Annotated in this window: 20 protein-coding genes; 15 read left to right on the forward strand and 5 right to left on the reverse strand. The window is 50.1% G+C overall.

The window, feature by feature from the left end:
• Positions 1–32: 32 nt before the first annotated feature.
• Genes CVV44_16925 through CVV44_16940 form a run of 4 tightly spaced genes read left to right on the forward strand, consistent with a single transcriptional unit; the run spans position 33 to position 3,854 of the window.
• The gene (locus CVV44_16925; GenBank protein ID PKL37315.1) at positions 33–1,037 is read left to right on the forward strand and encodes an ABC transporter permease; all 1,005 of its coding nucleotides are present in this window, start codon (positions 33–35) and stop codon (positions 1,035–1,037) included.
• 3 nt (positions 1,038–1,040) lie between these two features.
• Complete coding sequence (locus CVV44_16930; GenBank protein PKL37316.1) at positions 1,041–1,832, forward strand: iron ABC transporter ATP-binding protein; 792 nt, start codon at positions 1,041–1,043, stop codon at positions 1,830–1,832.
• Positions 1,808–2,764 carry a hypothetical protein gene (locus CVV44_16935; GenBank protein PKL37317.1) on the forward strand — a complete coding sequence of 319 codons (957 nt, stop codon included), beginning with the start codon at positions 1,808–1,810 and terminating at the stop codon, positions 2,762–2,764. The genes CVV44_16930 and CVV44_16935 overlap by 25 nt, the downstream gene beginning before the upstream one ends.
• On the forward strand, positions 2,730–3,854 hold the full coding sequence (locus tag CVV44_16940; GenBank protein ID PKL37318.1) for a sulfate transporter: 1,125 nt from the start codon (positions 2,730–2,732) through the stop codon (positions 3,852–3,854). Before CVV44_16935 ends, CVV44_16940 begins: the two co-directional genes overlap by 35 nt.
• A 28-nt stretch (positions 3,855–3,882) precedes the next feature.
• On the opposite strand, the gene CVV44_16945 is transcribed toward CVV44_16940, so the two are convergent.
• The 5 genes from CVV44_16945 to CVV44_16965 form a co-directional block, all read right to left on the reverse strand.
• On the reverse strand, positions 3,883–4,539 hold the full coding sequence (locus CVV44_16945) for an SAM-dependent methyltransferase (GenBank protein PKL37319.1): 657 nt from the start codon (positions 4,537–4,539) through the stop codon (positions 3,883–3,885).
• A complete protein-coding gene (locus tag CVV44_16950; protein ID PKL37320.1) occupies positions 4,536–5,666 on the reverse strand; it encodes a hypothetical protein in 1,131 nt (376 codons plus the stop codon). Before CVV44_16950 ends, CVV44_16945 begins: the two co-directional genes overlap by 4 nt.
• Positions 5,667–7,406, reverse strand: a complete 1,740-nt coding sequence (locus CVV44_16955) for a radical SAM protein (GenBank protein PKL37321.1) — start codon at positions 7,404–7,406, stop codon at positions 5,667–5,669.
• Positions 7,403–8,050 (reverse strand): SAM-dependent methyltransferase, encoded by a 648-nt coding sequence (locus tag CVV44_16960; GenBank protein ID PKL37322.1) that lies wholly within the window; start codon positions 8,048–8,050, stop codon positions 7,403–7,405. The genes CVV44_16955 and CVV44_16960 overlap by 4 nt, the downstream gene beginning before the upstream one ends.
• 267 nt (positions 8,051–8,317) lie before the next feature.
• Positions 8,318–8,851 carry an SET domain-containing protein-lysine N-methyltransferase gene (locus CVV44_16965; protein PKL37323.1) on the reverse strand — a complete coding sequence of 178 codons (534 nt, stop codon included), beginning with the start codon at positions 8,849–8,851 and terminating at the stop codon, positions 8,318–8,320.
• 206 nt (positions 8,852–9,057) lie between these two features.
• On the opposite strand from CVV44_16965, the gene CVV44_16970 reads away from it, so the two are divergent.
• From CVV44_16970 to CVV44_17020, 11 genes are all read left to right on the forward strand, one after another.
• A complete protein-coding gene (locus CVV44_16970; GenBank protein PKL37324.1) occupies positions 9,058–9,564 on the forward strand; it encodes a hypothetical protein in 507 nt (168 codons plus the stop codon).
• Positions 9,565–9,751: 187 nt separating this feature from the next.
• Positions 9,752–10,561 (forward strand): hypothetical protein, encoded by an 810-nt coding sequence (locus tag CVV44_16975; protein ID PKL37325.1) that lies wholly within the window; start codon positions 9,752–9,754, stop codon positions 10,559–10,561.
• A gap of 277 nt (positions 10,562–10,838) precedes the next feature.
• The gene (gene flgB, locus CVV44_16980) at positions 10,839–11,267 is read left to right on the forward strand and encodes a flagellar basal body rod protein FlgB (protein PKL37326.1); all 429 of its coding nucleotides are present in this window, start codon (positions 10,839–10,841) and stop codon (positions 11,265–11,267) included.
• A 20-nt stretch (positions 11,268–11,287) separates the two neighbouring features.
• Positions 11,288–11,752: a flagellar basal body rod protein FlgC gene (flgC, locus tag CVV44_16985; GenBank protein ID PKL37327.1), complete on the forward strand. Its 465-nt coding sequence runs from the start codon at positions 11,288–11,290 to the stop codon at positions 11,750–11,752.
• 185 nt (positions 11,753–11,937) lie between these two features.
• Positions 11,938–12,264 (forward strand): flagellar hook-basal body complex protein FliE, encoded by a 327-nt coding sequence (gene fliE / locus CVV44_16990; GenBank protein PKL37328.1) that lies wholly within the window; start codon positions 11,938–11,940, stop codon positions 12,262–12,264.
• 204 nt (positions 12,265–12,468) lie between these two features.
• Positions 12,469–14,235: a flagellar M-ring protein FliF gene (fliF, locus tag CVV44_16995; protein PKL37329.1), complete on the forward strand. Its 1,767-nt coding sequence runs from the start codon at positions 12,469–12,471 to the stop codon at positions 14,233–14,235.
• Between the two features lie 145 nt (positions 14,236–14,380).
• Positions 14,381–15,394 carry a flagellar motor switch protein FliG gene (locus CVV44_17000; protein ID PKL37330.1) on the forward strand — a complete coding sequence of 338 codons (1,014 nt, stop codon included), beginning with the start codon at positions 14,381–14,383 and terminating at the stop codon, positions 15,392–15,394.
• Positions 15,387–16,313, forward strand: a complete 927-nt coding sequence (locus tag CVV44_17005; GenBank protein PKL37331.1) for a flagellar assembly protein FliH — start codon at positions 15,387–15,389, stop codon at positions 16,311–16,313. The genes CVV44_17000 and CVV44_17005 overlap by 8 nt, the downstream gene beginning before the upstream one ends.
• A gap of 9 nt (positions 16,314–16,322) precedes the next feature.
• The gene (fliI, locus tag CVV44_17010; protein ID PKL37332.1) at positions 16,323–17,726 is read left to right on the forward strand and encodes a flagellum-specific ATP synthase FliI; all 1,404 of its coding nucleotides are present in this window, start codon (positions 16,323–16,325) and stop codon (positions 17,724–17,726) included.
• Positions 17,727–17,739: 13 nt separating this feature from the next.
• A complete protein-coding gene (fliJ, locus tag CVV44_17015) occupies positions 17,740–18,216 on the forward strand; it encodes a flagellar export protein FliJ (GenBank protein ID PKL37333.1) in 477 nt (158 codons plus the stop codon).
• The gene (locus CVV44_17020; GenBank protein ID PKL37334.1) at positions 18,213–18,791 is read left to right on the forward strand and encodes a lytic transglycosylase domain-containing protein; all 579 of its coding nucleotides are present in this window, start codon (positions 18,213–18,215) and stop codon (positions 18,789–18,791) included. The genes fliJ and CVV44_17020 overlap by 4 nt, the downstream gene beginning before the upstream one ends.
• Positions 18,792–18,802: the final 11 nt, after the last annotated feature.

Genomic DNA, 18,802 nt, shown 5'->3' on the forward strand with positions numbered 1-18,802 from the left:
ACCTTCCCGGCGGGGATGTACAGGTGCGGATAATGTCCAGGCCGGCGAGGGTTAAGCTTATACTTGCCGTACTGGTGGTGGTCGTTTCCATTGCCTCCCTCATGATGGGCAGAATATATATCCACCCCCTCATCATCCTCAAGGTCATGGCGTCGAAATTTTTCCCCATTGTTCCAGACTGGTCGCCCACCATTGAAAGCGTGATAATGAATGTACGGCTTCCCCGGCTTGCCGCGGGCCTCCTCGTGGGGTCCGGTCTTTCCATTTCAGGGGCCTCGTTCCAGGGACTGTTCAGGAATCCCCTTGTCTCACCGCATATTCTCGGTGTGGCCGCCGGTGCCGGTTTTGGAGCCGCCCTGGCAATCCTTCTTTTTGACAGCCTGATAATCACACAGATATTTTCATTCGCTTTCGGTATCATTGCCGTTATCATGGCTTTCCTGCTCAGCAGGGTATACCGTTCTTCGCCTATACTCATGCTGGTCCTGGCGGGGATTATCGTGGGATCACTTTTTTCGGCACTCACGTCCTTTATTAAATATATCGCCGATCCCATGAACCGCATGCCGGCTATTGTGTTCTGGCTGCTGGGATCTCTGAATAATGTGAGCAACAAGGATTTAATCGTCGTTGCCCCGGTGTTTCTTCTGTGCATCGCCTGCCTGCTTCTTATCCGCTGGCGTATCAATGTCATCGCCATGGGGGAGGATGACGCCAGGGCACTGGGTGTTAACACGGAACTGACCGGGGCCGTCATCATTCTCTGTGCCACGGTCATCACGGCCGGTGCGGTCTGCATCAGCGGGATCATCGGATGGATCGGCCTGGTCATCCCTCATATCGGACGCCTGCTTACGGGACCGGATCATCGTCACCTGCTTCCCGTATCGCTTCTGGCGGGAGCGGCATACCTGGTAATCGTGGATACCATCGCCCGTACCGTGATGGTGACGGAAATTCCCATTGGAATCCTGACAGCCATAATAGGGGCGCCGTTTTTCGCGCTGCTTCTGCGCAGGAACAGTCCCGGGTGGTAGGCCATGGCTGAACGGATAAAGGTTGAAAAACTTTCTTTCAGATACGGACCGGTCCATGCTCCCCGTGTATTTGAGAACCTCTCTTTTTCGGTATCAACGGGGGAACTCATGTGTCTCCTGGGGCCCAACGGTACGGGAAAATCAACGCTTCTGAAATGCATGAACGGTCTCCTGAAGCCGGTGAGCGGAACGGTAGTTCTTGACGGAGAAGATGTATCCTCTCTGTCACGGGAGGACATAGCGAGGAAGGTCGGTTTTGTTCCGCAGTCCCATTCATCGGTGTTCCCCTTTCTGGTCAGGGACGTTGTCGTTATGGGAAGAACACCGCACCTTACAATTTTTTCATCGCCGTCGCGCAAGGATCTCGATATTGCCGGCCATGTCATGGAACAGGTGGGAATATCCCATCTGGCCGGAAAACCCTGCACCATGATCAGCGGCGGTGAATGGCAGCTGGTGCTTATCGCCCGGGCCCTGACCCAGCAGCCGGAAATACTTATTCTTGATGAACCCACGTCGCACCTCGATATGGGGAACCAGTTGAAAATACTGAATGTCGTGCATGGTCTTGCCAGATCGGGGCTGACTGTGGTAATGGCCTCGCACTTTCCCGACCATGCCTTTCTCAGCTCCACCAGCGTTGCCGTATTGAAAGATGGTTCCTTTACGGCCTGGGGAACTCCCGATGATGTCGTGACGGAATCACTGCTGAGGGATACCTATGGCGTTGCCGTAAAGGTGCTCCATGTAGAGGAGGCAGGCAGAAAGGTGTGCATACCCGTTATGAAAAACTGAAAAAATACGGGAAAACCCGTAGTGGTAAGGAGATTGTATTCAAGATGAAAGTGAATGAAAAAAAAACAGTCCTTGAGAGATCATATGATCAGCTGAAAAGCATATATGAAGAAATGGCATTGCAGCCGGGGACACTTCGTAAAATCGGCCTGAAACGGGCGTGGAATGTCATTATCGGAAGCCATGGACAATGCGGCCTGGCCCTTAACTTTACGGGGATGCATGCCGTCTACAGTGAGGAACAGAGAATAGCCGACCAGGAAAAACTCCGAACTCTTATCGGGCTCTCCCTTTTTGATGCCGCTGCCCGGACCATATCATCGGCTTCTCTCCAGGAACGGTCAATCGGCCTGGCCTGTCTCAATGCCCTGTCGCAGCCCCTGCGGGACAATGAAATTCTTGAAAAACGAGGTATCGCCCCCGTTTATAAAAATATTGACTCGTTCATTAAAAAGACGGACGTTGTAACGGTCGTGGGACACGGCGGTGTGGTGAGGGATTTTTTCGGCAAGTGCCGCGAAATCCATGTCACGGACATGCGGCCGAAAGAGGATTTCCAGACAACGGTAATCGGTGAAACAATAACCTACGGGCCGGAAAATATCTTTCTCCATGGCGCCGATGAAAACAGGGATCTCCTTTCCCGCTCGGATTTCGTCATGATCACGGGATCAACCCTGGTCAATGACACCTTTGATGAACTCATGGGCTGGTGCGCCAATGCCAGGGTCAGAGCCCTGTACGGTCCCAGTGCATACCTGGCGCCGGAAGTCCTTTTCAGCAATGGCGTCACCCTGGTGCAGCAGGCCGGGATAAGCAATCCGGAACGTTTCGAGTTCGACATGGTGAACGATCTGGATATGGAATCAGCTCTGAAAATGAACCAGATGATGAAACATGAATTTCTCGAAAAAGAAAACCCCGGAAAATAAAAGCATGAGGATAGATGTGCACGAAATCGCCGCCTCCGTGGCCGATTTCGGCACCATCCTTCCCATTCTCTTCGCCGCGGCCATGATCGCGAAAATAAACCTGGGTCTTGTTCTTGTCTTTCTGGCCGTCTGGTATGTCATTACGGGCCTTGTCTACCGGATACCCATACCAGTCGAACCGATGAAGGCCATCGGTGCCATCATTATAGCCGGCGGGGCAACGGCGGGAGAAGTGGCGGCATCGGGCATTACTATCGGCCTTTTGTTCCTGGTGCTGGGTATCGCCAGGGGCATGAAATACATCCAGAACCTGATTCCCCTGGCGGTAATCAGGGGTGTCCAGCTGGGACTTACGCTTATCCTTTTAAAAACATCATTCCGGTTTATCACGGCTGACCCGCTGTTTTCAGGCCTGGGTATTAGTGTTATCGTCATATTCTTTTTGTTAAACCGATACCGGAAGGTTCCGGACTTCTCGGCTCTCATAATCATCGTTGGTGGTATTGCTCTGTCTCTCTGGACCCGGGGCCTGCCGGGACTGTCTCCTGTTGCCGTCGCCATCCCGGTTATATCATTTCCCCGTGATTTCCTTTCCTCGGGATGGCGTCTTGTGCTCCCCCAGGTACCACTCACCATCGCCAATGCTATCCTGGCCACGTCGCTTCTGGCAAAGGACCTTTTTAATCGGGATGTTGATTCCGACAAACTTTCCGTGACTATCGGATTGATGAACCTGGCCTCGGCCCCCCTTGGCGGTTTTCCCATGTGTCACGGCGCCGGGGGGATGGCGGCCCATTACCGTTTCGGCGGCCGTACTGGCGGGACCAATATCGTTGCCGGCATTATCCTGCTCGTTTTCGCTTTTTTCTTTTCCGATGCGGCGACTGTTGCCTCGCTGCCCCAGGGCATGTTCGGGGCACTCCTCGTCTTCGTGGCCCTGGAACTGGGGAAACACGGCATCAAGACTGAATCACCGGTTCTCACCGGTGCCATGGCCCTGGCAGCCCTTTTTTTCAACATGACCGCTGCGTTTGCCGGGGGGCTCGTTGTGGTGTGGATTCTGAAGCGTTTCGGAATTACAGTAAAATAGGGGAGGCTCTGACCCCCAAAAGATCGGTTCAGTCCTCTTCCTTCTCCAGGTAAATCCAGAAGCCTGAATCGTCATTGCTGACTTCATACCGGTGGATTCCCAGCTTCACCAGCAGTTCCGGAAATATGCGTTTTTGTTCATTCATGAATTTTCCAGCGGGATGATCTTTTTTCCTTCTGCCGCGTTCATTCATCATGTGGTTGATTTCTTCATGTATCTCGCGGGAGCCCAGGCCCAGTCCGACGAAGGCTTTTCCTCCGGGGCGCAGTACGCGGTTTATCTCACGGAAGGCATGCTCCAGGTCCCAGGCGAAGAGAGAACCGCGGCTTATGACGAGATCCACGGAGCGGTCCTTTACGGGCAGCTCCTTTGTATTGGCGATGAGTGGGGTTATGCGGTGAGAGAATCCCGCGCGGGCGATATTTTTCCGGGCGAAATGAAGAATATGTTCGGAAATATCGAGCGCGATAAGCCGTAGTTCGGTCTGCCGGGCCGTTTCAATGGCAAGATGGGCAGGGCCGCTGCCCAGGTCCAGGGCCAGGCCGTTGACTATCCCGCACTGTTTGATGATGCGCGTGACGATATAGGGAAAGGCCGGGGCAAAAAAGGTTCCGGCGACTTCATTGTAGTCCCTGGCTTCTTCATAACTGAAAATATTTCTGTTGTCCTGCTCATTCTTCATCATCTTTTTTTCCTTTTTTTGTATTCGAAAAAGTTCATTTTTCCGGCGTCAAAACCGGGAGGCGGGAGATTGTGCAAAATCATTTCAGCTTCCCTGCCGGAAAGGTCATAGGAAAAATATTTTTTGTAATACCAGATGTATTCTTTTTGAAGATTAATATCTTCAAAAAGTTCCGGATGCAGGCTTTTTGCCAGAAATTGTACGAGCAGCACAATCTCCGTACTTCCATGGCTTGCGTGGAATACGCCCGTGGGGCAGAGTGTTAATTTTTTCTGGCGGACCGCCTTAATTGTGGACCACTGGTGGTTCGAGAGGATGCGGTCGCGGGATGCGGGATCCCCAACTATAATCATTTCGGGATTCCAGGCGATAACCTGTTCAACCGATGTGTCTACGAAATGCTTGTCGAGCCCGCCCGAGACGAGTTCACCACCGGCTAGTTCCGTCAGGTAGTAGGCAGTGGAATACTTCCCCTGTGATTTAAGCTCATTGGACATTGTGGCATAGTATACACGCGTTCTTTCCGCACTCTGTATTTTTTTTGTACGCGAGAGAATCATGTTAAAACATTTATCAAAGTAATCGCAGTAATCCCGGGCCCTTTGCGGTGCCTGGCCTCCCAGGAGATCTCCGTAAAACATGATCTCTTCTTTGTAAAGCTTCATGAACTGCTGTACCGTTTCGGGGCGCTGTTCGCTACGGCTGGGACACACTGCGGGGATTCCTGCAGCCAGGAGGCGTTTCCGCGGCGAGGGCCAGTACCAGTAAAAAAGCAGATCCGGTTTGAATGTGAGCAGCTTTTCCACATCGGGTTCCGTATAATAGCGGAGTACCGGTATATCTTTCATGCGGGGATAAATATGGTACGCCCAGGCATTCTGCCGTGTGGATATGCAGAGTACCTTATCGGCGGACCCAAGCATGAAGACTTTTTCAAAGCTCGGTCCCAGCAAACAGGCGATTTTTTCAGGGGAGTGAGGGATTTTGATTCTTTCCCCGGCCCGGTCGGTTATGATTCTCTCTCCGTTTCCCTGCCGGGAATGAGGATTGGTCATGCCATGAGAATACAGGATGAGAAAAATAACTGCCGTAGTAAAAATTGTCCTTTGAAGCGCGGTCCTGTTTTTCATCTACGATACCCGGTGGAACGATCTGTTTGGCCTGATCGAAGAGTATGAAATATTATAAAAGAGCCGATAAAAGCGCTCGGTCTCCTCATCCATTTGTCCGGAGAACCTTTCAGGGAAAAGAATGCCGGTGATATAGAGAAGGCCCAGGACCCAGCGGAGACTGCCGAAATCCCAGAGGGGAGGAAGAGCGTATACCCTTTTATTTTCCAGGGCCGGGCAGTGAAGATTATTTTCTTCACAGTAACGGTAAAAATCCGACAGGGGACAGGAGAAAAATCCTGAAATGAAAATATATTCCGGAGCGAAGGCCCTGAATTCTTCAGCGGTGATGGTAACTCCCGGTTTCCCCTGGCGGGTCAGGTCTTTATTCACGCAGTATCCGCCGGCAATGGTGACCAGGTTCGTTTCTATGCGCTCGGCGTTAAGAGCGAAGAGTGGGTAGCCCATGGCGTAATACACGCGGGGCCTTTGTTCCGGCGCTCTGTCTTCGGTGAATCGTTGGAGTATCGATTCTATGTATAGTGATAATTCCTTCCCCCTGTTTTCCCTTGCGGTCTTACGTGCCAGGAAGTTTATTATTTCTCCATATTTAAAAGGGTCCTGCATCTCTTTATGGAATTTCTGCAGGTAATCGTTGTTCATCAGTTCAAACCACAGAGATCTCACTCTGTCCGTATCATCGATATTGAGGCAGGTGATGATGGACTGGAGGATTTCCATGGCCCTGGTCGTGCGGTATCCGCCGAAAAATCCCGGCTCATGAAAGGCCTCACGGTGAAAGTTTCCGTTGAAGGGGAGAGTGTATCCGCATTCACATTTTCCTTCTTCGCTCCAGTGAAGGGTCCGCGCCCCCATGGGGCCGAAGAATTCCCGTGTGACAAGAACGGAGCCGCACCGTGGACATATTGTATTAAGGCGGTCCGTACCGGGAGAATTGAAGAGGTATGTGAAGGGGAGGATATGCCGTATCCTGTCGCACAGGATCTCCGCTTCATGGATGGTGGGCTCGTCATCCATGTTGGCGTCGCCAAAGGGAACGAAGCGCATGATCTGAAAGGGAATCCGCGGGGAAAGGGATGCAATGTGGCAGGCAAGGCCCATGACCTCTTCCTCCCGCCCCTTCATGTATATCACCGCCGTTTCGACGTGGACCCCTTTCTCGTGAAGAATTTTAAGGTTTCTCAGAACGGGGCCTATTCCCGGAGCACCGCAGGAGCGGTACGCATCGTCATTAAATCCTTTGAATCCCAGATTTATGAAGTCCAGATGGGGAATCAGCGCCTCCAGGGACTGTTCCGTGAAATATCCGTTGGATGAACAGCCCGTGAGAAGCCCCTCTTTGTGTGCCAGGGCCGTAAGAGCCGTAAAAGTCTGCAGCGACACTATGGGATCATTGACGCAGAAAACGATCCCCAGGCACTGTTCCTCCTTCGCTTTCCTTATGACCGAACAGGCGTCCATTTCCTTAAGGCTTCCCGACATGGTGTCCAGGCCCGATGTGAGAATTTCCGATATGCATCCGCTGCAGCGGAAGTTGCATCCCAGTGTGCTGATCTGGAGAAATTTCCCCCGCGGGTTATGATGGAGGAGGGGCATGGTTTCAATGCTGATGGGAAACATGGTGAGATACCGGTGGGGGTAACATTCCACTATGGTATCACCGGCTGGTTCATACATGCCGCAACGGCCCCGACGGCCGTCAATAAGCTCACAGCCTATTTCGCAGACAGGGCATTTCATGATAGTTCCTTTTCCATGACAAACCAGAGATTGGCATCGTCGCGTTCAACGCGATGTTTTTTTGCCGATGAAGATGCCAGGGCGCTGCTCAGACGTTCAATGTTTTCGGGGCTCATCCGTTTCCCCGAGCTTTCCTTGAAATCACCGCTCCGTTTCTGCATTTTTTCCAGGATCCCGGCCTTCAGTTCCGGCGTACCGAATCCGCCGCCGATAAAGGAACTGCAGCCGGGCTTCAGAATGCGGTGGACTTCGTTGAAAACATCTACGGGAGATTCCCAGAAGAATATGGAACCACGGCTTATTACCAGATCAATGGAGTTATCCCGAAAGGGCAGATGGTGCACATCGCCCTGTACCGGTACGACCCTTTTTTCGAGATCTGCTGTCCGTATGTTTTCCCCGGCGATTCTCTGTGCAGGGGAGGAAAAATCCAGGGCCACGGTAAGAAAATTGCTCTGATTAGATAAGGCTATGGCAAAGTGTCCGGGGCCGCTGCCCAGGTCCAGGCAGATTCCTTGTTGAATGGGAATTTTTCCCAGGATAATACGAGCCAGTATGGGATAGATTGGGGCAAAGATAGTCCTTGCGATTTCATCAAATTCCCTGGCTTTTTTTTCTTCCTCGTGGGGCTGCATTTTGGCCATATACGATACTCACATGATGACTAATTATTACAAATAATCTTAAATTATTCTTTATTTTAAAACCTGATAGAAAAATACAAGCAGGTTTTACGGTACAAGTTTATTTTTGTGAATATATACGGGGAAATTCAGTCTGTTCGGGGTTCAGGGCGTGTAGTACATGGCATCAACGGTAATTTCACGGGCCATACAGGTCAGGGCCGCCCCGTTCTTGCTCATAAAAATTTGGGAGATATGAATGTGGATATAAAAACAGCGTGACTGCGGTCACGCTGTTTTGTTCATTTCCAGCAGTTTGCGTATTTCGTCATGCATGAAAGTGGGAAACTTGTAGCCGTAGTTGAAGGCCAGAAATTTCCAGTCATCCTTGGTTATCCGCCGCCGGCACTGGGAGGAGCCGCAGGAGCAGAGAAAATCCTGGTCTACATTTGCTATAAAGGTACCGTAATCAATGGTGAGTTCTTCGCCGCCGGCGATATCCCGCCTGGCAATGATGTTGTCATTATAATCATATACCATGTTAGGATCACAGGAGTGGTTCATGAAATTCGAAATGTGCCGGGCATGCTTCCAGTCAGAGGTGCCGATTATCATGCCGAAGTCGATGTCATAGCTGTATCGCAGAAAAATTTCGCGTTCTTCCGCGGTAAGATTGTCGAGATCCTCCACGGTCATTATTCTCCAACCCTCCTTTTCGTCTTCGATCCAGTCATCGTGACTGAAAAGGAGAGTACCCTCGGGGATGTCTTCCTCGGTGTAAATGCCCACTTCTGTGTGGCTTAATCTTTTTTTCACCAGCATCGAGTGCACCTCTCGAAAAAAATGTTAATGTCAGCACGGGCAATATACTTTAATGATGCTATTGTCAATAACATATTACACAATTTATGATGATAAAAATTTTTTTTTTGAACTTTTACATTGACTGATGATTTCTCCATAGGCATTATAATTACAGAGGCGGATTTACAGCAAAATGTATCCTGAAGATGTGAGAGGAAATTGAAATGGGAGAAACGGGATTGATTACCATCCGGGACGCGGAGTTAAACGATATTCCCGTTCTAAAGGAAATGAAAAGAAGACTCCAGGAGCATATGGAGGAGAATAATAAGCGGCTGTGGGGTATGAGCGGACAGTATATACAGAATCTTGATGCCTTTTATCAGTCAAAAATAGGGAAAGGGAGCTCAAGATTGCTGTTGGCCTATGACTCAGGGAAGCCCGGGGCGCCCGTGGGCATGGCCCTGGGAAGGATTATCCACAACGAGGAGCAAGTGCCCAATAAATCAGGCAGGATCGATGATGTATGGGTCGAACCGGAGCACCGGCGCATGGGAATCTGCGAGATATTGGTGAAGGAACTTATCGAGTTTTTTAAGAAAAACAGGGTCTTTGACCTGGTGCTGGAATATGCCATATATAACAGGGAGGCCGAGGAAACATGGCGCAAAATGGGCTTTAGCCCTTCCATTATTATATCAACGGCGCGTATTGATGAAGTAAAGATATAAATACATGCTCTTCCCGGTGTGGATTTCCAAAAAACTGCATCAATATCTTACTCGGGATACATTCGTGATTGACAGGGAAAATCTTCGACGCTACAGTAGGTTATCTTGCCTGCATTTCAATGAAACTGACAACGGAAAATCTGGTTTTCCGAAATTTCAACAAGTGATGGGGGATACATATTAAATTATGAAAACGCTTAACGGGAAAAATGTACTGATTACCGGCGCCGGAAGCGGTATCGGCAGGCTCATGGCCATCAATGCCGCGAATGAAAAGGCCAATGTGGCCCTGATCGATGTGAATGACAAGGCTTTGAAGGAAACCGAGGACGCTCTGAAAAGCCGGAATGTCACGGTTAAGTCCTATGTGTGTGACATATCCGACAATGCAAAGGTAGTCAAGGTATCAAAGCAGATCATCAAGGATTTTCAGACCATTGATGTACTCATCAACAATGCCGGTATTGTTGTGGGAAAAAAATTCCTGGATCTTTCCCTTGAGGAAATGGAAAGGACCATGAATATCAATTTCTGGGGTCATATCTATTTTACCAGGCAATTTCTGCCCGGTATGATGGCCCGGGGAAAGGGGAGTGTCGTGAACATTGCTTCTGCCGGGGGACTTCTGGGTATGGTGAATATGTCCGATTACTGCGCGAGCAAGTTCGCCGAAGTGGGATTCAGTGAAACGCTGCGCCGCGAATTGAACGCCGACGGATACAGGAATATAAAAATAACCTGTGTCTGTCCCTATATCATTGATACGGGCATGTTCAAGGGATTTAAGCCCATGCTGCTGAACCCGGTTCTGCAGCCCGAATTTGTGGCCCGAAAGGTCATTGAAGGTATTAAAAAAGAAAAACCCTATGTCATCCTGCCTTCTTTTATGGTGCGCCTCATGATTTTCATGAAACTTTTCCCCACACGGTTTTTTGACTGGGTTCTCGAAGTTTTCGGCGGTTCCAGGGCCATGAAAACTTTTGTAGGCCGTCACTAGATTCTGTATAAGTGCCTTAAAACAGTCGAATCCCTCATCCCCTCCCGTTGTGGGAGGGGATGAGGGGATGGCGCTTGAATGTAAAAATACTCCATTCTGCCGTTTCTCCCCGGGCTCTGACCCCAAAGTGTGACCTTTCAAGTTGTAACAGGGCTCTGACCCCCTTTACCGGAACAGAAAAAAATTATGTCCCCTGGGAAAAAAATCTTATGCAATTTTAAATCATGCCGATGAGAAAAGTAGGGAAGAAATAGATTTCAGGTAAAGGACACGTGAAATGTTTATTGAAAGCAAGATGATGCAGAGCAATTATCTCCTGGAAAAGGCCCTGGATGTGGAATCTCTCAGGAGAAAGGTCATTTCCAATAATGTGGCCAACGTGGATGTGCCTCATTTTAAGCGCAGTGAAGTGAACTTTGAGAGCCAGTTGAAGCGGGTTATCAATGAGCGGCAGGAAATGGAAAACAAGCTGCCGGCACTCATGAATGATTCACGGCATATACCCTTTTTTATTCCCCGGGAAGTTACGGGGGTCCAGGCACGTATAAACCTGGACTATAATTCCACGTATCGCAATGACGGCAATAATGTTGATATTGAAAAAGAAATGGTTGATGCAGCGCAGAATATGATGCGCTACAATGCCTTTGTTTCAGGTCTCAACCATAATTATAAACTGCTGAAATTATCAATGAAGACCGTGTAAAGGCAATAAGGAGCTGACATATGGGAATGTTTGACAGTTTTAATATCGCCTCTACGGGGCTCACATCACAGCGCCTGAGGATGGACCTTATAAGTAATAATATCGCCAATGCGGGAACGACCCGTACGCCCGAGGGCGGGCCTTATTGCAGAAAGCGGGCCATATTTGCCCCCATAAATATCCGTCCCAATTACAAATCACCCCTGGTACCTGAACGGATTGAAGCCGGGATTGGCCGCGGTGTCCGTGTGGTGAAGATCGAGGACGACAAGGAGCCTTTCAGGCTTGTTTATGATCCAACCCATCCCGATGCCATCAAGACCGGCCCTAAGATGGGTTACGTGGAAATGCCTAATGTTAATGTTGTCATGGAAATGACTGATCTTATATCGGCCTCACGATCTTATGAAGCCAATGTCATGCTGGTGAACAACGCCAAGAGCATGTTCAGCAAGGCACTGGAGATCGGCAGGGGCGGTGTTTAGGAGTAATTAAGCAAGGAGGATACCATGAACAGGGAATATTCAATAACAAAGGATATCAATATCACCCATGACCTCTCCCGGAAGGTGAGCCACCGTAAGAGCGACAGGCTTCGCAACTGGGATTGCGAGCTTCATATCACGTCTATAATCGAAATGAGAAATAATAATATCAAGGAGGCCCATTGATGAATGTCGATGCCATTTTTACCGGTAATGTCGTAAAAATGAGGACAACTGATCCTCTTCACTACAATAATATGAAGCCCGCCAGGCTGCCCGAAGATGATATATCGTCATCTTTTGCCGAAATGCTCAAGGGAGCAGTGAACAAGGTCAACAATCTTCAGATCGATGCCGAGGATTTATCGGAAAAAATGATCTATGAGCCTGAATCAGTGGATATTCATACGGTCATGATTGCCCAGCAGAAGGCGGAAATATCACTGAGTTTCGCCAAAACCGTCCGCGACGAAGCAATTCGTGCCTACAGGGACATCATTAACCTTAGATAATACGGTGATTGAGAAATAACGGGAAAAATGATTATAACAAAAAATATATACATTATGGAGATAATTAGCGTTTATTAAGGAAATTAATTGACATTTTTTTTTATTCTTTTTAGAATGTATTATGTCTCATTGTTCCATGGTGTAATAACAAACCTGATGTAAGTTGCAGATGACACGGCATATCCTTCTATTCTGGACGGGGATATGCCTGACTTGATATCAGTTTACGGCAGGTTCAAACATAATACATTTCTTGAAAGGGGAGGCCATATGGGTGAGTTGTTAACCAAGCTGATTGCCCAGGTTCGCGAAATATTCAGTAAGCTGGATACTACAAAAAAAATTGTCATTGGCGCCGTAACCGGTGTTGTGCTCATCGCCTTTATCATCCTGTTTTCCGTTACCAGCGTTGAACCTAACATGGTTCTCTTCTCGGAGCTCTCTTCCAAGGATTTTGGAGAAGTTACCAAGAAGATGGAGGAAATGGGGCTTGCCTATACCACGACAGGCACAACCACCATCATGGTCAAACCATCGGATAGGGACGTCGTTCTCACCAAGCTCGCCCAGGAAAACGCTATTCCCAAGGGGATTCCGGGGTGGCAGCTCTTCGATATGACAAAATGGACTGAAACGGAACGGGAGCTCGATGTCAAATACATGCGGGCCCTTCGCGACGAGATCAAGAAGCACATAGAATCCCTCAAAAATATCGACAAGGCTAATGTGGATATAGCCATCTCCGAAGACAGCCTGTATACGGACAAGCAGACTCCTTACACGGCCGCCGTTACCGTGTACCTGGCGCCGGGTTATGAAAACCTTTCAAAAAAGGAAATCAAGGGTATCATCTACCTGGTTTCCCGGGCCGTGGGAAACCGCCTGACGCCGGAAAACGTAACCGTCACCGATGAATATGGTAAAATCATATCGGACTTTGATGATGACTTCGATAAGGCGAAAACAGAATACACCATTCTGGAATACCGAAGAAAAATCGAGGAAAAGGCCCGCGTCAAGCTTCTGAAGGACATTCGTCAGGGCCTGGAGCGTATCTACTCCGATGACCGCATACAGATCGTCCGTCTCAATATGGATTTCAACTGGGACAAGATCTCCGAAGAACAGGAGGAGTACACTCCCATAGAAATGGAAAAGGACAATCCGGCCACGCCCTATTCTGAAAGGAAAGTAAAGGACTCCCTGGTCATATCCGAGAAGAGCACTGAGGAGAATTTTCAGGGGCATGGATGGAATCCTGAAGGGCCGGCAGGCACCGAGGGCAACAAGCCTCCCGGATACAAGGCCAGCGATGATCAATACTCCAAATACAATAAAAACGAAAACATCAAGAATCATGCCATAAATAAGACCATGCGCAAGGTTGACCGTGATCCCTTCGATATAACCAAGATATCCGTGGCCATCGCCATTGACGGCATTCAGGACCTGCCGCGTCAGCCCGATGGCTCCTACGATCTTGATCCCAACAAAAAACCTGTGCAGAGCTCCCTCACCGACGATGAGCTGAAAAAGGCCGAAAACATCGTCAAGAAGTCCATCAATTTCAGCGAAGCACGGGGCGACCAGGTGGCTGTGGAAAACATTATGTTCGACCGCACGTCGCACTGGAATGAAATACGTGAAGAATACCGCCGCAGGGAGCAGATGAAAAGGCTCCTCCTGGCCGCTCTTATCGGCGTAGTGGCCCTTTTCGTCGGCTTCATACTCTTCAGGACCATACAAAAGGAAATGGAGAGAAGGAGACGCCTCAGGGAAGAACAGCTGGCGCTGGAACAGCAGCGTATGCGTGAAGCGGCGCTTCGGGCAGCTGAAGAAGAGGGAATTGATGTTGAGCTCTCGCTGGAGGAAAAGGCGCGCCTGGAACTCCAGACAAATGCCGTCAGCCTGGCCAAGGAGCGGCCCGACGATGTGGCGCAGCTGCTGCGTACCTGGCTGGCCGAGGAATAAGTACTGATGTTTTTTTATGGCCCGAAACGTTGTTTCGGGCCGATAATTAATAGTGAAATAATCCGGTATTTTGGGTAAAAATGTGCCGAAAGCGACGGATTTGTATTAATTTAAGGTGTGGGCACACACTTTTGGGGAATAAACCATAATGGCAAAAAAATCGGACCTAACAGGCAGGCAGAAAGCCGCTATATTCCTTGTCTCGCTGGGATCGGACGTATCCTCGGAGATTTTTAAGCATCTTCGTGAGGACGAAATCGAGCAGCTCACCTTCGAGATAGCCAGGCTTGACAAGATTGAACCTGCTGACAGGGACAGGGTTTTGCAGGAATTCCAGGAAATGATGATGGCCCAGGAATTCATCGCGAATGGAGGCATCGACTATGCCCGCGAGGTTCTGGAACGTGCCCTGGGAACCCAGAAGGCCATTGATATTGTAAACAGGCTCACCTCGTCGTTGCAGGTGCGCCCCTTCGATTTCATCAGGAGAACGGACCCTAGTCACCTGCTGAACTTTATACAGGGTGAGCATCCTCAGACTATTGCACTTATTCTCGCCTATCTGGATCCCCAGAAGGCGGCGCAGATACTCTCCGGTCTGGGTCACCAGGTCCAGGCCGACGTAGCCCGGCGGATCGCCCAGATGGACCGGACATCGCCGGACGTTCTTCGCGAGGTTGAACGGGTTCTGGAGCGGAAGCTCTCCACACTGGCCAGCGAGGATTTTACCTCGGCCGGTGGTATTGACGCCATCGTTGAAGTTCTTAACAATGTTGACCGCGGTACTGAGAAGATCATCATCGAGGCACTGGAAGAGGAAGACCCGGAACTGGCCGAAGAGATCAAGAAGCGCATGTTCGTTTTCGAGGATATCGTTCTCCTCGACGACCGTTCAATACAGAAGGTTCTCAGGGAGGTGGACACGCAGGACCTCGCCAAGGCTCTCAAGGGCGTGGACGCCGAAGTACAGGAAAAAATATTCAGGAACATGTCCAAACGGGCCGCGTCGCTGCTGCGTGAGGATATGGATTTCATGGGACCCATCAGGCTCCGTGACGTGGAAGAATCGCAGCAGAAGATCGTTAACATAATCAGGAAACTTGAAGATGCCGGCGATATTATAGTCGCACGTGCCGGTGAGGAGGAACTAGTTGTCTAAGCTTGTTTTCAAACCTAACCAGATCAAACAGAGCAATATAGCCAAGCAGATCGAGCTGCCAAGCAAATATCAGCAGAATCTCATCGATGCCGAGGAGTTCAAGGAATTCGAAGTCGATGATGAGGGAAATCCCATAGATGTGTACCACGGCCCTTCCATCGAGGAGATGGAGGCGGAACTGGAGCGTTATCGCCGCGAAACTGAGGAAGAAGTCAAGGTCATGCTCGACAAGTCTCGCGGCCAGGCCAAGAAGATCGAAGAGGAAGGAAAGGCGTCAGCTTTCCGGGAACTGCAGCAGTCCCGTGAACAGATTACCATGGAAATGGAGAGGCTGAAAGCCGATTCTGAACGGGAGATTGAACGAGGCAAGTTCGAAGCGGAGAAAATGATCAAGGAGGCTGAACTCAAGGTCTCGGAGATAGAACACGAAGCGTACAAGAAGGGATATGACGCGGGAAGAGAGGAAGGATACAAGGAAGGCCAGGCCGAGGTTATGCGCCTCATAGACCGTCTCGGCACGGTTGTATCAACGGCCGTTGACATCCGAGACGAGATCATCCGGTCCTCGGAGAAGCTCATGACGGAAATGATCCTCATGATCGCCAGAAAAATAATAAAAGACGAGATCGTAGAACGCCGTGAAGTTGTTATCAACAACATTAAGGAAGCCATTAAGCGCGTCAAGGACCGCGACCGTATCGACATACGGGTCAACTTCGCCGACCTGGATATGACAACGGCCCACAAGGACGAGCTCATCAAGATGATGGAATCACTGAAAAAAGTAAATATTTATGAGGATTCCCGCGTTGAGCGCGGAGGTTGCATTATCGAAACCGACGTGGGAGCCATCGATGCACGGATATCGACACAGCTTGATGCTATTGAAGAAGCGATACGGAACACGAGTGCATTATAAGGGGCAACCATGATAAAGATTCTGCCACACGAAAAGATCGATGTTCTGAGTAAATATAAGAAAGTTCTCGAGGAAACGGATGTAATCAAGTTCACCGGCAAGGTCGAACGTATCGTGGGTCTCACCATTGAAGCGGTGGGGCCTTCTGTCAAATACGGGGACCTGTGTCGCATAAAATTGAGTAAGGGGGAATACCTTCTGGCCGAGGTGGTGGGGTTCAACCGCAACCGCGTTATTCTCATGCCCATCGGCGAGATGGCCGGGGTGGTTCCCGGAGCCGAGGTATATGCGGCCGGCGCTGCCCTCACCGTTCCCGTAGGACCGGAACTGCTGGGCAGGGTAATTTCCGGTGTGGGAACGCCCCTGGACGGAAAGGGGGACATTTTTACAAAAGAACGTTATCCCGTCGATGGCCATCCCATAAATCCCCTTTCGAGGACACTTATCGATACGCCTCTTTCCGTGGGCATCCGCTCGATTGACGGTATGATCACCGTGGGAAGGGGGCAGCGTATAGGCATTTTTTCCGGTTCCGGTGTAGGTAAATCGACGGTCATTGCCATGATTTCCCGCTATACCGACGCCGATGTTAACGTTATCGCTCTTATCGGTGAAAGGGGCCGCGAGGTAAAGGATTTTGTTGACAAGGAACTGGGTCCCGACGGACTGAAGAGGTCTGTAGTGGTCGTAGCCACATCGAATCAGCCTCCCATGCTCAGACTCCGGGGGGGATTTCTTGCCCATGCCATAGCCGAGTATTTCCGTGACCAGGGCATGGCCGTGAATCTCATGATGGACTCCATAACCCGTTTCGCCATGGCCCAGCGTGAAGTGGGACTCGCAGCCGGAGAACCGGCCGCAACGAGGGGATATCCGCCCTCGGTTTTCACACTCATGCCGAGACTCATGGAGCGGGCAGGCACCAGTAATTCCGGCGGCAGTATAACCGGTTTTTACTCCGTTCTCGTTGAGGGCGATGATATGAACGAGCCAATAGCCGATGCGGCCCGGGGAATACTGGACGGACATATCGTCCTGCAAAGGAAACTGGCAAACCGGGGGCACTATCCTGCCGTTGACGTGCTCTCATCCATTTCGCGGTGCATGAAAGATATCGTTACCCCGGAACATATGAAGGCCGCCATACGCTTCAGGGAACTCCTGGCGGCTTATGAAGACGTGGAAGATCTTATAAATCTCAACGCCTATGCCAGGGGGGCGAATCCCACGGCTGACAGGGCCATTGAAATGAGAAACGAAATGATTTCGTTCCTGAAGCAGGGTATATATGAAGAGGACACCTTTGATTCAATTGTCGGGCGTCTTAAAGACATGTTTGCCGAGAAGAAGGCGGCTCCGGCTGCAGGTTCCTTCATGACACCGCCGCCGGCCTTTGCGCGGGTAATCAGATAAGGAATGATAACGCATGAAGAAATTTGAATTCAAACTGCAGCGGCTTCTGGACCTTCGGGAGGCGCGGGAGCGCGGGGTTCAAAATGAACTGGCCATCCTGGTGAGCGAGCAGAACCGGGAACGGTTGAAGCAGGATGACCTGAGACGGAATATTACTGAATTCGGTAAAAGCCTCAGGGAGAAGATGAGAAAAGGCGAAGTGGTCTCAGGCGAAGCGATGCAGTACGGAAAGTTTGTATCGCTGGCCACTATGGCCATCGATTCCGCTGAAAACCGGATACAGGGAATGGAGCCGGGAATAAGCGAAGTCCGGGGCCGGCTCATCGAAGCGTCGAAGGAACGCAAGGTCGTGGAAAAGCTGCGGGAAAAGAAACTGGAAGAATACCGATATGAGCTGGATCGCGAAACTGCCAAGGAAAATGACGATATGAATCAGAAGATATACCTGCGACGGATGGTGCAGGCGGCTTTTGAGGGAGGCGGCGGATGATAGACAATATGTATGCCATAATGGCCAGGATAAACGAGATACAGTCAAGGTTTGGTCTTAAGCGACATAACGCCGCACAGGTAACCGGGACTGAGAAAACGGGCCGTTTCGACGAAATGGTGAGCGGTATCATCCGGGAAATATCGCCGGAGCAGAAGGGGAAAGTTTCGGTCCAGGCAATATCGTCTACGGATGAAATTAAAAAAATAGCCGAATACCATGCCCGGAAGAATAATCTGTCCCCCTCGCTGGTAAAAGCGGTAATACAGAATGAATCAGGCTACAATCCCCGGGCAGTTTCGCCCAAAGGCGCCATGGGACTCATGCAGATAATGCCCGCCATGGCGAAGCAGTACGGCGTCACTGATCCCTTTTCGCCCGATGAAAATATCGGGGCCGGCGTTTCCTTTCTGAGGAACCTTATGGAAAAATACAACGGGGATTATAAAAAGGCCCTTTCCGCCTATAATGCCGGGGAGAACGTCGTTGACAAAGCCGGCGGTGTTCCCGACATAAAAGAAACAAGGGACTATGTGCAGAAAGTGATAAAGAGCTATCTGGAGAATGAAGAGTAGCAAAATTTTTG

This window comes from Spirochaetae bacterium HGW-Spirochaetae-1, assembly GCA_002839375.1.
GTDB lineage: Bacteria > Spirochaetota > UBA4802 > UBA4802 > UBA5550 > PGXY01.